10 protein-coding genes are annotated in these 13,266 nt (G+C 72.8%); 2 read left to right on the forward strand and 8 right to left on the reverse strand.

Annotated features, from left to right (window positions below; translation table 11 throughout):
* Positions 1–192: 192 nt before the first annotated feature.
* The 3 genes from efeB to efeU are packed head-to-tail and all read right to left on the reverse strand — an operon-like array spanning position 193 to position 4,317.
* Positions 193–1,479: an iron uptake transporter deferrochelatase/peroxidase subunit gene (efeB, locus tag DEI85_RS13350; RefSeq protein WP_111122942.1), complete on the reverse strand. Its 1,287-nt coding sequence runs from the start codon at positions 1,477–1,479 to the stop codon at positions 193–195.
* Positions 1,476–2,702, reverse strand: coding sequence for an iron uptake system protein EfeO (efeO, locus tag DEI85_RS13355; RefSeq protein ID WP_111122941.1), 1,227 nt, complete (start codon positions 2,700–2,702; stop codon positions 1,476–1,478). Before efeO ends, efeB begins: the two co-directional genes overlap by 4 nt.
* Complete coding sequence (gene efeU, locus DEI85_RS13360) at positions 2,689–4,317, reverse strand: iron uptake transporter permease EfeU (protein WP_111091174.1); 1,629 nt, start codon at positions 4,315–4,317, stop codon at positions 2,689–2,691. The genes efeO and efeU overlap by 14 nt, the downstream gene beginning before the upstream one ends.
* 69 nt (positions 4,318–4,386) lie before the next feature.
* On the opposite strand from efeU, the gene DEI85_RS13365 reads away from it, so the two are divergent.
* Positions 4,387–5,148: a trimeric intracellular cation channel family protein gene (locus DEI85_RS13365; protein ID WP_110862452.1), complete on the forward strand. Its 762-nt coding sequence runs from the start codon at positions 4,387–4,389 to the stop codon at positions 5,146–5,148.
* A 248-nt stretch (positions 5,149–5,396) separates the two neighbouring features.
* Positions 5,397–5,999, forward strand: a complete 603-nt coding sequence (locus DEI85_RS13370) for a TetR/AcrR family transcriptional regulator (protein ID WP_181436285.1) — start codon at positions 5,397–5,399, stop codon at positions 5,997–5,999.
* 53 nt (positions 6,000–6,052) lie between these two features.
* On the opposite strand, the gene DEI85_RS13375 is transcribed toward DEI85_RS13370, so the two are convergent.
* The 5 genes from DEI85_RS13375 to DEI85_RS13395 form a co-directional block, all read right to left on the reverse strand.
* On the reverse strand, positions 6,053–8,404 hold the full coding sequence (locus DEI85_RS13375; RefSeq protein WP_146248962.1) for a transglutaminase TgpA family protein: 2,352 nt from the start codon (positions 8,402–8,404) through the stop codon (positions 6,053–6,055).
* Between the two features lie 5 nt (positions 8,405–8,409).
* Positions 8,410–9,741: a DUF58 domain-containing protein gene (locus tag DEI85_RS13380; RefSeq protein ID WP_111122938.1), complete on the reverse strand. Its 1,332-nt coding sequence runs from the start codon at positions 9,739–9,741 to the stop codon at positions 8,410–8,412.
* Positions 9,741–10,745, reverse strand: a complete 1,005-nt coding sequence (locus DEI85_RS13385; RefSeq protein ID WP_111091172.1) for an AAA family ATPase — start codon at positions 10,743–10,745, stop codon at positions 9,741–9,743. The genes DEI85_RS13380 and DEI85_RS13385 overlap by 1 nt, the downstream gene beginning before the upstream one ends.
* A 202-nt stretch (positions 10,746–10,947) precedes the next feature.
* On the reverse strand, positions 10,948–11,952 hold the full coding sequence (locus DEI85_RS13390) for a sugar phosphate isomerase/epimerase family protein (RefSeq protein WP_110862447.1): 1,005 nt from the start codon (positions 11,950–11,952) through the stop codon (positions 10,948–10,950).
* Complete coding sequence (locus DEI85_RS13395; RefSeq protein ID WP_111122937.1) at positions 11,949–13,166, reverse strand: Gfo/Idh/MocA family protein; 1,218 nt, start codon at positions 13,164–13,166, stop codon at positions 11,949–11,951. The genes DEI85_RS13390 and DEI85_RS13395 overlap by 4 nt, the downstream gene beginning before the upstream one ends.
* Positions 13,167–13,266: the final 100 nt, after the last annotated feature.

Genomic DNA, 13,266 nt, shown 5'->3' on the forward strand with positions numbered 1-13,266 from the left:
TCACGGTTGCTGTCCCATCCCGGTCGATCGCTGCGGATCCGCGGATCCGCGGGGTACTCTCGGGAGTGTCGCACCGCGACGCGTCGTGCCGGGTCGCTTTCAGCAAGTCGACGGTGGTTCCGTTCGGCGAGACTCCGCGACGCGGGCGTCCTCCGCCTCCAGGGAAACGGCGGAGGGCGCCCACTCCCCGTCTCAGTGGAACAGCTGCTCGCCGATGTACGAGCCCTTGCGGGGTGCCGGCGGGACGGCGAACACCGCGGACCCGATGTGCGAGACGTACTCGTTCAGCCGGTCCGAGGCGCCGAGCTTCCGCTGCAGCCGCGTGAAGTGGTCCGGGTCGTTCACGTAGGCGATGAAGAGCAGCCCGGCGTCGAGCTGGCCGTACTCGTTGAGCCCGTCGGTGTAGTTGTACGGCCGCCGCAGGATCTTCACGCCGCCGTTCGCCTCGTGGGCGGCGAGGGCGATGTGCGACGTCGCGTCGATCTTCGTCGCACCGTCGTCGTCCTTCGCGTGGAAGTCCGGGGTGGTGTGCTCCTGTCCGCCGGAGAGCGGTGCGCCCTGGATCTTCGTCCGCCCGAACACCCGCTGCTGGTCGCTGACGACGTCGGCGTCCCAGGTCTCGATGTTCATCCGGATCTTCCGCACCACCTGGTAGCTGCCCCCGGCCATCCACCCGGCGTCGCGGTCGAGCCAGACGAACCGGTCGTGGTCGGCGTCGGTCGTGATGTTCCGGGTGCCGTCCTTGAACCCCATCAGGTTGCGGGGCGTGCTCTGGTGCGGCCCCGCCGACGCGCGGCCGAAGCCGAGCACGGTCCAGCGGACGGTCGCGGTGCCACGGGCCATCCGTGCCAGGTCGCGCACCGCGTGGTACGCCACCTGGGGGTCGTCGGCGCAGGCCTGCAGGGACAGGTCACCGCCGCTCAGCCCCTCCTGCAGGTTGTCGCTCGGCAGCGTCGGGATGTCGGCGAGCGACGCCGGGCGCCGGTCGGCCAGCCCGAAGCGCTCGTCGAAGACGCCGGGGCCGAGGCCCACCGTCACGGTCAGGGACGCCGGCCCGAGGTCGAGCGCCTCGCCCGTGTCGGCGCCGACCCCGTTGCCGTGCGCCGGTTCGACGCTGCCGACGGTCTTGCCGGCCTGCAGCTGGGCGATCGCGGCCGACCACCGGGCGAGGAGCACCTGCAACTCGGTCGTGACGGTCGTCGACAGGTCGAACGTCATGTAGACGCAGTAGCGCTGCGGGGTGGTGCGGATCCCGCCCTGTGGCTGCCGTGCCGCGGTGGCGTAGAACGGCTGGCTCTGCGACAGGTCGATCGACTCGTCGCCGTTCGTCGCCGCCGTGAACGGGTTCACGCCGGTCGCCGCGGTGGCGCCGCCGACGCCCGCTGCCGCGCCGACCCCGGCACCGGCCACCGCGAGGCCGGCGCCGAACAGTCCGCGGCGGGAGACGTTCGCCCGGGGTGCCTCGTCCGGCTCGGTCACGCGGTCGCGACCTTCTCGGCCAGGCGGGACAGCGGGTCCTGGAGCGCCTGGATCTGCTGCGAGATCGTGTTCGCGTCGGACTGCTTGGTGGCGGCGTCCCAGCTCGCGAAGCCGCCCAGGTCGTCGGCGTCGCGGTAGCCGTCCATCAGCGTGTTCGTGGCGTCGAACTGCTTCGCGATCTGCTTCGTCAGGGCCGGGTCGAGCTTGGTCAGCCCCGGCTTGAGGTACGCGAAGGCCTGACGGGCACCCTCGACGTTGGCGGCGAGGTCGACGAGGTCGATGTGGCTGTACGCCTCTTCCTCGCCGGTGATCTTGTTCGACTGCACCTCTTCGAGCAGGCCGGCGGCACCGTTCGCCAGGTCCTCCGGCTTGTAGTCCAGGGTCGGCACGAGCTTCGCGAGCAGCTGCACGTCCTCGGTCAGGTCCGCGGCGGTCTGCTTGGTCGAAGCGGTGATCTTCCCGGCCTGGAACAGGTCCTTCTCGACGGCGTGGAACCCGCTCCAGCCGACGGCCGGGTCGAGGTTCGAGGCGCGCATGTCGATCAGGTAGTCGAGGTTGCCGGCGTTGTCGGTGGCCTTGAACCCCTTCTTGACGAAGCCGTCGACGTCGCTCTCGACGTGCTCGTAGAACGGGCGGGCGTTCGCGTAGTCGGTCTTCGCCGCGTCGAGGTCGCCGGCGTCGATGTCCTTCTGCAGCTGCTGGACCGCGGCGACCATGTCGGTGACCTGGCCGTCGACGTAGGTCGCGTAGCCCTTCGCCCCGTCGCGGAGCAGGGTCGAGGCGCTGCTGTTCGCGGTCGACGCGGCCTTGCCGGTGACGGTGAAGTCCGTCAGCTCGGTCTCGGCTCCGGGGCAGTACACCTGGTACTCCCCGCCGGTCAGCGTCGCGGTGAAGCGGACGGCGTCGAGGCCAGGCGCCAGGTTCTCCTTCTCGCCGAGGATCCGCTGGTCCTGCAGCAGCTCGACCTCGGTGATCGCGGTCGACGACTCGTTCTTCACCGTGAAGGTGACGGGGCCCGCCGGGACCTTCGTCGAGGACACCGCACAGGCGTCCTCCCCGTCGTTGGTGAGCGTGATGGTGACGCGGGAGACCTTCGCGTCGTCGCCGGAGCCGGAGCCGCCTGCGTCGGCGGACCCACCGGCGCACCCGGTGAGTGCGAGGGCGGTGACGGCGCCGAGGGCGCCCAGGGTGATCAGGGGTCGGACGGGCTTACCGAAGGACATGGTCGGTGCTCCTTGCAGGGTCCGCGGCCGGAGGGCCACGAGCGGGGACGGGTTCGGGGGTGGGGATGGTGGGGAGGCGCCGGCGACGCCGGTCACGGAGGGCCAGCAGCGCCTGGACGGCGGCCGCGGTGCCGAGGGCGATCGGCAGCCAGGCCTTCCAGAGCAGCAGGTCGGCTGATCGCGAGTCCGCTGCGGCCACCGAGGCGGCCGACCGCTCGACGCGGGCGTCGGGGACGGACCAGACGGTGCGGTCCAGGGTCGTGGTGCGCGCGGACGGGAGGCCCCCACCGCTCAGCGTCAGCACCTCGCGTTGGTCGCGGGTCGCGTCCAGGACCCCACCGCGGACCGTCCACAGGGTCACCGTGTCGCGCACGGCCCAGCGGGCCGCGAACGGACCGGGGTTCGTCGACGGGGAGACCCCGACGGGCAGGCGGCCGAACAGGGTGACGAGGTCGTCCAGGGTCAGCGTCGACGGACGGTCGGCACCGCTCCCCTGATCGCCGGCCCCGTCCTGCACACCGGTGCCGGCCTGCACGACGCGCCACCGGTCGGCGGTCACGCCCGCGCGGGTGACGCGGCGGTGGGCCGATGTCGGCAGGGCGATCGGGGCCTCCTGGCCGGTTCCGGTGCCGGCCACCCGCAGGACGCCGGACGCACCGTCGACGTTGGCGGAGACGGAGCTGGCGTCGCCGCTGACCGCGGTCGTGCGGGGCAGGTCCACCCCGCCCGTCGGCACGGCGATCGCGAGCGCCGCTGCGGCCACGGCGAGTGCACCGGCGACGACGGCGCGTACCCGGGGCACGCGCTCCGGCGACGGACGCCAGGCGCGCGGCCAGAGGGTCAGGGCCAGCACCGGGACGACGTAGAGGAACCAGCCGAGCACCTCGATGACCCGCGGGTCCGGCGGGATGCCGAGCACGCCGGTGACCAGGGCGCCCTGCACCGAACCGTTCGGGGCGAGCCACGACAGGTCGACGGTGCGCTGCTGGCCGATGACGATCCAGCCGGCCTCGTGCGCGCGGCGGAGGACGGTCAGCACCAGGCCGCCGGCGACGAAGACCAGGAAGACCCCGGTGCCGGTGAAGAACCGCGACAGGTCGAGGCGGACGCCACCGGTGTAGATGCCGAAGCCGACGACGACCGCGGCCGCGATGCCGATCACGGCCCCGAGGGCGGCGAGGCCGGTGTCCGACGACGCCTGGAACGTGGCGAGGAGGAACACCGAGGTCTCGAAGCCCTCCTTCAGGACGGCGAGGAACGCCATGCCGGCGAGTGCCCAGGCGGTGCCCCGGCCGAGTGCCGCGGTCGCACTGGCCTCGAGGTCGGCAGTCAGGGTGCGTGCGTGCGTGCGCATCCAGACGATCATGCCCGTGACGAAGACGACGGCGACGATGCCGATGACCGCCTCCATGCCCTCCTGCTGGGCCTGCGGCAGCGCCTGCTCGACGGCCTGCAACCCGAAGCCGACGGCGATGCTGAGCAGCACCGCGAGCCCGACGCCCGACCACATCGGGGCGAGCGGGACGCGGTTGCGACGCAGGAACGCGGCGATGATGCCGACGATGAGCGTGGCTTCGAGGCCTTCACGGAGACCGATGACGAGAGTGGCGAGCATGACGAAGGTGAGGCTAACCTAACCGCCGAACGGCCCGCCAGCCGTGCGACGTGATGTTTGATGGTTCTCATGAACCTGCTGTCCGTCGACGGCCTGGCGTCGGTCACGAACGTGCTCGACCTCGCCGGGGTGTTCGCGTCCGCCCTGCTCGGCGGCTCCATCGCCCGCGCGATGGACTTCGACCTGTTCGGGTTCCTGGTCGTCGGGTTCGTTTCCGGACTCGGCGGCGGGATCCTCCGCGACACCCTGCTGCAGAACGGACCACCCGTCGCGCTCGTCGACCCGCTGTACGTGCCGGTCGCCGTCGCCGGGGCGCTGATCGCGTTCCTCGTGTCGTTCTCCGAGGTGACGTGGGACCGGCTGTTCACCGTGCTCGACGCCGCCGTGATCGGGTTCTGGGCCGTGGTCGGCGTGCAGCGGACCTACGACGCCGGGCTCGACTGGCCCGCGGCGATCATCATGGGGACCATCACCGCGGTCGGCGGCGGGGCCATGCGCGACCTGTTGCTGCGGCGGGTGCCGGCGGTGTTCGGCGGGAACGCGCTGTACGCCACCGTGGCCGTCGCCGCGTCGGCCGTGATGGTGATCGCCTCGGCGCTCGGGTCGCCGTCGCTCGGCATCCTGCTCGCGATCACCCTGTCGCTCGGGCTCCGCTGGGGAGCGGTCCGCCGGGGCTGGGGGCTGCCGAACGGCCGTGACTGGCAGCCGAAGTCGACCCTCGGTTCGCTGCTCCGGCGGGGTCGGAGCCTGCGGCCGGACGCGCTCCGGTTGCTCCGCCGGCCGGGCCGTCGAACCGGTGCCGGCAGTGTCCGAGAAGAGCACGAGGACTGAGGGGCTGTCTTCCGCGCCTCCGCGACGGTACGATCAGTACCGCCGGGTATCGTCCTGGCAGTTCTGCCGGGGATGATCCCGGTGAACGCTGTCCGCACAGCACCGACGCGACCCGAACGCGCCGGTTCCGAGCAGACGTGGGGATGGGGGCTTCGCTGATGCCGCGCGGGATCAGACGCGCGGCGCGGCAGGTCTCCACCACGATGCTCCCCCCCGACGACCACCACCACAGGTCGGAGCAGCAACCGATGAGCGACGACGCTTCCCGCACCCAGCGCATCCCGCGTGCCGAGGTCCGGGAACGCCTGCTCGCCGCCGGAGCCGCGGTCTTCGCCGAACAGGGTGTCTACGGCGCCCGGCTCGACGACGTCGCCGCGCGCGCGGGGTTCAGCAAGGGTGCGGTCTACTCGAACTTCTCGTCCAAGGAGGACCTGCTCGCGCAGGTCATGCAGCGGTCCACGAACCTGGTGCTCGGCTCACTGCAGCAGCTCGTGCACGCCGACATCGCCGCCGTCGACGTCGGCGACGTCCTGCGCGCTGCGTTCGGACAGCACGACCAGAGCGAGCAGTTCGCGCTGCTCTCGGCGTTCCGCGGGTACGCCGTGCGCCACCCGGAGTTCCTGCCCGAGTTCATCCGGCAGCGCCGGGTCCTGCAGGACGGGGTGCTCGAGCTGGTGCGGCTGTGGCTCGGTGCACACCCCGAGGTCGACGTCGGCATGACCCCGGAGGAGTTCGCGACCGTGCTCATCGGGGCGAACGTCGGCCTGGTGTTCGACACGCCGGCGTTGCCCGGCGTCGACCCGGGCGAGCTCATCGCCGCCCTGGTCGAAGCGGTCGTCCGCCGGCGCTGACGCGGGGTGCGGTGGGCGGACCCTCGCACGGTGCTGACGCGCACGCGCCCGCGTCAGGCCGTGCGACGATCCCGACGGCGGGGCTTCGGCCCGTCGTGGGACCAGGCGGACGACGGCAGCAGGCTCGGCGGCAGCAGGCGCGACCGCACGACTCGCAGAGCGGGCACGGACGCGTCGAGAGCGCCACGAGCTTCGCGGACGTGACGCTCCAGCGCCGCGCTGTCGACCGACGCGATCCCGTCGGCGGCGAAGCGCTCGCGGTCGACCGCGTCGACCGTGGCCTCCAGGTGCGGCACGACCGACGCCGGCAACCCGGGCCGCAGGCGTCCGAGCACCGCTCGGGCGGTCCGGGCCACCGCGGCGGCATCACCCGGCGGCGCGATGCCCGGGGCGTACCCGTGGTCGGCGACGTCGTCGAGCAACTCCCGCCACGCCTGCACGGCGGGTGAGCGCCCGGCGGCGATCGCCGACAGCCTCGACCGGCGACGAACTGCCCGCACGAGGCCCGGAGCGACGAGGACCGCGAGCACGAGCAACAGGCCCACGAGCAGCCCGACCGGGCCGCCTGTGCCACCCGTTCCGGACGCACCCGCGGCACCCGGTGCCGGGGACGCCGACGGGGTCGGTGACGCTGAATCCTGCGCCGGGGTGGTCTGCTCGGGCGCCGGCAGCGGGGTCTCCGGCGTCACCGCGGTCGGCGAAGCCGAGGGCTCCTCGGACGGCGCGGCCTCGTCGGAGTCGGGCGTCGGCTCGAAGGCGACCCACCCGGCGCCCCGGATGTACAGCTCGGGCCAGGAGTGCAGCTGCCGGTTCGACACCGCGTACTCGCCGTCGGGCTGTGGCGAACCGGCCCGATACCCGACCGCGATGCGCGAGGGGATGCCGAGCGTGCGGGCCATCACAGCCATCGCGGACGAGAAGTGCACGCAGTACCCGTCGCGGACCCGCAGGAACGTCGAGACGACGTCCATGCTGTCGCCGTCGTACCCCTGCTCCACCGGTGCCGTCTCGGAGTACGTGAACAGGTCGCTGCGGAACCACTGCTCGAGCGCCCGCGCCCGCCCGTAGTCGTCGGTCGCGGCGGCGGCGACGCGGGTGGCGGCGGTCGAGATGTTGGCGGGCAGGTCGTCGGGCAGGGCGAGGTCGGTGCGCAACTGCTGGCGGCTGGGCTCCCGGAAGCCACGGCCGTCGGAGCGGGCGAGCACCCCCGAGGCGGCGACCGCGTCGAGGTAGTCGTTGGCGAAGGTCGAGGCCCCGTAGACCTCGTACATGGCACCGCGGGCGGTCGCGGCTCCGGTCGACCGGACGGTGCTCGAGTTCCCCATCCACCGCCACTGCGACAGGTCGAGGTTGGTGGACTGCGACTCGATCGACACCGCGCCCGACGGCACCGGCAGGTAGGTGCTGGACAGCCCGGTGATCCGGACCGTCACGTCGCCACGGCTCGCCAGGCGCGGGTTGACGCCCTCGGCCCACTGCTGCTCGTCGGCGGTGTCGGCCTCGGCCGCGTTCGTCACGGTCGGCACCCAGTCCCCCGTGCCGAACTCGTCGAGGTCGGCGAGCTTGAGGTACTCGGGCTGCCCGTTCGACGAGCGGTAGCGGAACACCTCGAGCTCGCTCGGGCGGCGCAGGTCGTTGCCGAGTTCGAGCAGGGTGCCGGGCCGTCCGGGCTGGATCGGCGACTGGATCGCACCGGTCACGCCGGACAACCAGCTGGCGTTGAGCGGCACGATCGTCGGCAGCCCGATGGCCACGACGAGCCCGATCGCCCCGACGACGGCGGCCGGCAGTGCGCGCTGCACCGGGCGGACGGACAGCCAGAGCAGGGCGAGGAACGCCACCGCCGTGGTGATGACGAGCGGGGTGCCGGCGGGCTGCCCGGTGATGACACCGGGCACGATCAGGATGACGAGGGCCGGGGCGGCGGCGAGCGACGGGATCCGGGCGATGGCGGCGAGGAACAGCGAGACGGCCGCCACCCAGCCGATCGACGCGGTGACGACGAGCCGGATCGCGTCGGTCTGCGGCAGCGGTGCGGGGTTCAGGCGGATCGCGGCGAGCGTCTGTCCGAGGGCCCCGTCGGCGTCGAGCCACCCGAGCGGTTGGATGTCGTTGACCAGGGCGGCCGCGCACGAGCAGGCGATGACCGTGCCGACCAGCACGACGAAGCGGATCCCGGGTGTCTGGCGGCGCACCGCGAGCATCACGGCGACGAGCACGGCGACGACGACGACGCCCGATGCCCACCAGGCGATGCCCTGCACGAGCGGCCGGATGGCGAGCGCGGCGAGGAGCACCGGCACCGGCGCGAGGGCCACGACCCAGGCGCTCGGGACGTCACGCAGGTCGTCGTCGCGGTCCAGGATCTCGCGTACGTCGGCATGACCACGCGCCGGTGCACTCACCCCGGTCACCGTGCGGCTCCGGACGGCGTCGCGCCGACGACCGGCACCACGAGGGTCCGCCAGCCGCCACGGTCGAGGATGCCCCGGACGGCCGGGTCCGGCGGCACGATCGTCGCCAGGATGCCGCGGCTCGACCCACTGGTCGCGCCGACGAGCTCGGCGGCCTCCGCCGCGGTGCAGGTGCCGGTCACGACGGCGGTCATGCCGTGCACGTCGCGGCCACGGACCTCGGGCAGGACGTCGGTCACCTGTCGGGCATCGGTACGCAGCCGGACGTCGGCGAGCCCGACGAGCACGTCGGTGAGCCCGCCGACGTCGCCCGCGTGCCGGGTCGCGCCTTCGGGACCGTCGAACACGAGCACGACACGCGAGGTCCGGGCGGCGAGCGCGCGGGCGACACTGGCGGCCACCACGACGGCGTGCTCGAAGGCCTGGTCGCCGCCCAGGTCGGAGAGCTCGGCGAGGTCTTCCCGACCGAGCCGCTGGTAGGACTCGCGCCGCACGTCCAGTGCGATCACGGCCTCGGGCGGCTGGGCCTGGGTGGTCTGGCGGACGTGGAGTTCACCGCGCCGTGCGCTCTGGGCCCAGTGCACCCGGCGGATCGGGTCACCCGGGCGGTACGGGCGGAGTTCGCTGTCGTCGGCGGAACCACCCTGTCCGACCCGGCCCTCGTCGGCCGAGACCGCACCCGCGAGCGCCCCGGCGTCGATCGCCCCGAGGGGTGCCGAGGCCGGGACCACGACGACCTCTTCGGCCGGGACGACGGGACGGTCGATCCGGAGCAGGCCGAACGGGTCCTCCACCCGGATCGTCACGGGCCCGACCAGGGTGCGGCCGCGGTGCATCGCGAGCGCCTCGACGTCGAGCACCGCCGGCGGCAGGTTCGGCCCGACCTCGGCGTAGGTCTCCGCCTCGGCCAGGCTGGCGAAGGCGTCCTCGAGCTGTTCGCGGACGAGCAGCGTCGCCCGCGGGCCGATCCGCAGGCTGGTGCTGCCGAGGGTGATGCGTTCCCGGTAGACCTCGCCCACCTGGACGATCGCCCGAGCGGTGCTGCGGCTGCCGCGGAGCGGGGTGGCGACGACGAACGCCATCACGATGCCCAGCACGACCAGCACGAGCAGCAGCAGGCCGGCCGTGACGGCGACGCTCGTGGTGCCGACCAGGCCGCCGCCGACCAGGCCGATGCCGACGGCGATGACCGTCCAGCCCCGGATCGTCGGGCGCGGGAACGGGGTGCGGCGTGCGAGTGACAGCCCGCGGCGGCCGAACCGGGCCGCCGTGGACCGCGCGGCACCGACGCGTCGCAGCAGCGACGGCGGTGCCGATGGACTGGCCATCAGGAGCGGACGGGGGTGGCCGTGAACGGGATGGCGGTGTCGGAGACGATGCGGACGACGATCTCGCGCACGGTGTCCTCGCCGGTGCCGCCGAGCCCACGGGCGACCGGCACGAGCCGGTGCGCGAGCACGATCGGGGCGAGCGTCGCGACGTCGTCGGGGGTGACGAACGGGCGGCCGAGCAGGGCGGCGTGCGCACGGGCGGCCTGCGCCAGGTGCAGCGTCGCGCGGGGGCTCGCACCGAGCACGAGGTCGGGGTGGGTGCGCGTCGACCGGACGATCGCGATGATGTACGCCTCGACGTCGGGGGCGATGTGCACCCCGGCGACGGTCTCGATGATCGCCCGCAGTGTGCTGACGTCGACGATCGGCCGCAGGCGCGACAGCGGGTCGCTGCCGCCGCGGTTGGCGAGCATCTGCCGTTCGGCGTCGACGCTCGGGTAGCCCATCGCGATGCGCGCCATGAAGCGGTCCCGCTGCGCCTCGGGCAGCGGGTACGTGCCCTCCATGTCGATCGGGTTCTGCGTCGCGACGATCATGAAGGGACGGTCGAGCGGGCGCGTCACACCGTCGACGGTCACCTGCGACTCCGCCATCGCCTCGAGCAGGGCCGACTGGGTCTTCGGGCTGGTGCGGTTGATCTCGTCGCCGATGACCACGTTCGCGAACACCGGGCCGGGCGAGAACCGGAAGGTGCCGGACGACTGGTCGAAGATGTTCACGCCCGTGACGTCGGACGGCAGCATGTCCGAGGTGAACTGGATGCGGTTCACCGACCCGCCGACCGAGGCACCGAGCGCCTTGGCGAGCACGGTCTTGCCGACGCCGGGGACGTCCTCGACGAGCAGGTGCCCCTCGGCGAGCATCACCGTCAGGGCCGTGCGGATGGCTTCCGCCTTGCCGTCGATCACCGTGGCCACGGAGGCCACGATGTCGTCGCCCACCGCCCGCACGTGTTCGAGCGGGAAGGCGGGGTCGGTCGGGTCCGGCACGCAGGGCTCCATCGTCGGGGACAGGTGTCGTGCATGCTACATCGGGCCGGTGACAGCACCCGGTACGGGTGCACGGACTGGTCGTTCCGCGCACCGGCGGCCGATCCGCGGGTGGTGGGGCCGGGAGGCACGGCCCACCACACGCCGATCCGTCACCTCGTGCGCGGAACGACCCACGGGCCTCCAGGCAGTGTCCGGGTCAGCTGCCGGACGGTCAGGACCGGGGCGCCAGCGCCGCGTCCGCGGCGCGGAGCACGCGCGCAGCGACCGCGACCCCTTCTTCGCGCCCGAGCTCGGTGTCCTCGTGCTCGATGTTCACCCACATGTCCGGGTCGATCGCACGCAGGGCCTCGAGGAACGTCGTCCAGTACGCCTCGTCGTGCCCCTTGCCGAGCGCGACGAAGTCCCACGCCGACGGCTTCGGCCACTCGTTCGCCCACTCGTCGCCGCCGAGGTTCGTGCGTGACTCGTCCGGTGACAACCGGCGGAACGAGTTGTCGAGCACCCCGTTGATCGCAGCGTGCGGGTTGATCCGGACGTCCTTGGCGGCGGCGTGGAACACGAGCGGCCCGAGGTCGCGGGCGACCGCCACCGGGTCCATCTGCTGCCAGAACAGGTGCGAGGCGTCCAGCTCGACCCCCACGTTGGTCAGCCCGCCGCGTTCGACGAGCTCCCGGATCGACGCCGGGTTGAACACGAGGTTCTGCGGGTGCAGCTCGAGCGCGACCTTGACGCCGTGCTCCCGGGCCAGGGCGTCGATCTCCTGCCAGAACGGCACCGCGACGCTCCACTGGTGCTCGAGGACGTCGAGCGCGGCCGAGTTCCAGGCGTTCACGATCCAGTTCGGTCGCGTCCCGCCCGGCTCCCCCGCCGGCAGTCCGGACATCGTGACCACGCGGTCCTGCCCGAGGCGGGCCGCGAGGCGGATGCTGCGCCGGACGTCCTCGGCGTGCGCGGGACCGATCGCCGGGTCGGGGTGCAGCGGGTTGCCGTTGCAGTTGAGCCCGGCGATCGAGACGCCGGTCCCCGCGAACTGCGCGAGGAACGCGTCACGCGCCCCGTCGTCTTGCAGGATCGCGTCGATGTCGGGCACGTGCACCGGGGGCAGGAACCCGCCGGTGTTCAGCTCGATGCCGGTGAGGCCGTTGGCCGCGATGACCCGGATCGCGTCGGCGAGGGGCCGGTCGTGCAGGATCGCGTCGTAGAGACCGAGTTTCATGCCGTCACTGCTTCCTTGATCGTCTCGGTGGTGCCCCCGGCCGCGGCGGACCGTGCCACCGCGTCGAGGACCTCCATGTTGTGCACGCCGTCGTCGAACGTGGCGTTCGCGGGCAGGGCGTCGGACACGGTGCCGGACAGCCCGGCGATCTCGTCGAGGAACGCCCGCGCCTGGTACTCGAACATCTGGTTCTGCCCCCAGCCGACGCCCGGGGCGTCCATCGCCATCCCGCCCGCGACGTAGGGGTGGTCCGGGCCGAGCACGACCTGGCGGTACCCGCCCAGGCGCGAGCCGTCGGACCGCAGGGCGAGGCCGATCTCGGAGGCGCGCTCCTGGTCCCATCGGGCGGCGCCGCGCTCGCAGAACACCTCGACGACGAGCCCGTTCGGGTGCCCGGCCGCGACGCGGGAGGCCTCGAGCGACCCGACGACCGTGCCGTCACCGAAGCGTGCACTGAACGTGGCGTAGTCGTCGTTGCCGACGGCCGCGGTCTCACCGGTGAGCGGGACGGCCTGCCCCCGCAGGGCGTGTCCGGCGGCGACGGGGCGCTCGGTGATCGACGTGGTGAACGTGCCACCGCTGACGCTCCGGACCGGGCCGGCCAGGAACTCCGCGACGTAGGTCAGGTGCGAGCCGACGTCGGCGAGCGCGCCCGACCCCGGCTCCCCCGCGAAGCGCCACGAGAACGGGACGTCGGGCGAGGCGCCGTAGTCGGTCCAGTACCGGCCGGAGACGTGCAGGACCCGGCCGAGCGTGCCGTCCTCGACGAGCTCCTTGATGGCAGCGAGGCCGGGAGCCCTGCGGTAGGTGAACCCGATGCGGCCGAGCACCCCGCGCTGTGCGGCGTCGGCAGCGGCGGTCGCCATCGCGCGTGCGTCGTCGAGCGAGTCGGACAGCGGCTTCTCGCACAGCACGTGCTTGCCGGCGGCGAGCAGCCCCTCGACGATCTCGCGGTGCAGCGTGTTCGCGACGACGACGCTCACCACGTCGATGTCGTCGGCCGCCGCGATGGCCCGCCAGTCGGTGTCGTGCCGCTCGAAGCCGAAGCGACGTGCGGCCTCGGCGGCCAGCGGTTCGTAGATGTCGCCGACCGAGACGAGCCGGACGGGCGGCAGCGTCGGGGCGAAGAGGGAGGGGGCGTTCCGCCACGCAGCCATGTGGGCCTTGCCCGCCATGCCCGCACCGATGACGGCGACGCCGATGCTGTCGCTCATGTTCTCTCCTTCGAGAAGGTCGCTGGATCCCGATTCTGGAACGTTCCAGAACGTGTCGGTAGACTGTAACCGCACCAGCCCATGTCCTGTCAAGCACCGT

The organism is Curtobacterium sp. MCBD17_026 (genome assembly GCF_003234895.2).
GTDB lineage: Bacteria > Actinomycetota > Actinomycetes > Actinomycetales > Microbacteriaceae > Curtobacterium > Curtobacterium flaccumfaciens.

Coding starts and splice junctions, on each gene's coding strand:
- efeU (WP_111091174.1), bottom strand. CDS start 4,317: ATGCTCGCCACTCTCGTCATCGGTCTCCGTGAAGGCCTCGAAGCCACG.
- DEI85_RS13395 (WP_111122937.1), bottom strand. CDS start 13,166: ATGAGCGACAGCATCGGCGTCGCCGTCATCGGTGCGGGCATGGCGGGC.
- efeO (WP_111122941.1), bottom strand. CDS start 2,702: ATGTCCTTCGGTAAGCCCGTCCGACCCCTGATCACCCTGGGCGCCCTC.
- DEI85_RS13365 (WP_110862452.1), top strand. CDS start 4,387: ATGAACCTGCTGTCCGTCGACGGCCTGGCGTCGGTCACGAACGTGCTC.
- DEI85_RS13370 (WP_181436285.1), top strand. CDS start 5,397: ATGAGCGACGACGCTTCCCGCACCCAGCGCATCCCGCGTGCCGAGGTC.
- DEI85_RS13390 (WP_110862447.1), bottom strand. CDS start 11,952: ATGAAACTCGGTCTCTACGACGCGATCCTGCACGACCGGCCCCTCGCC.
- DEI85_RS13380 (WP_111122938.1), bottom strand. CDS start 9,741: ATGGCCAGTCCATCGGCACCGCCGTCGCTGCTGCGACGCGTCGGTGCC.
- DEI85_RS13385 (WP_111091172.1), bottom strand. CDS start 10,745: ATGGAGCCCTGCGTGCCGGACCCGACCGACCCCGCCTTCCCGCTCGAA.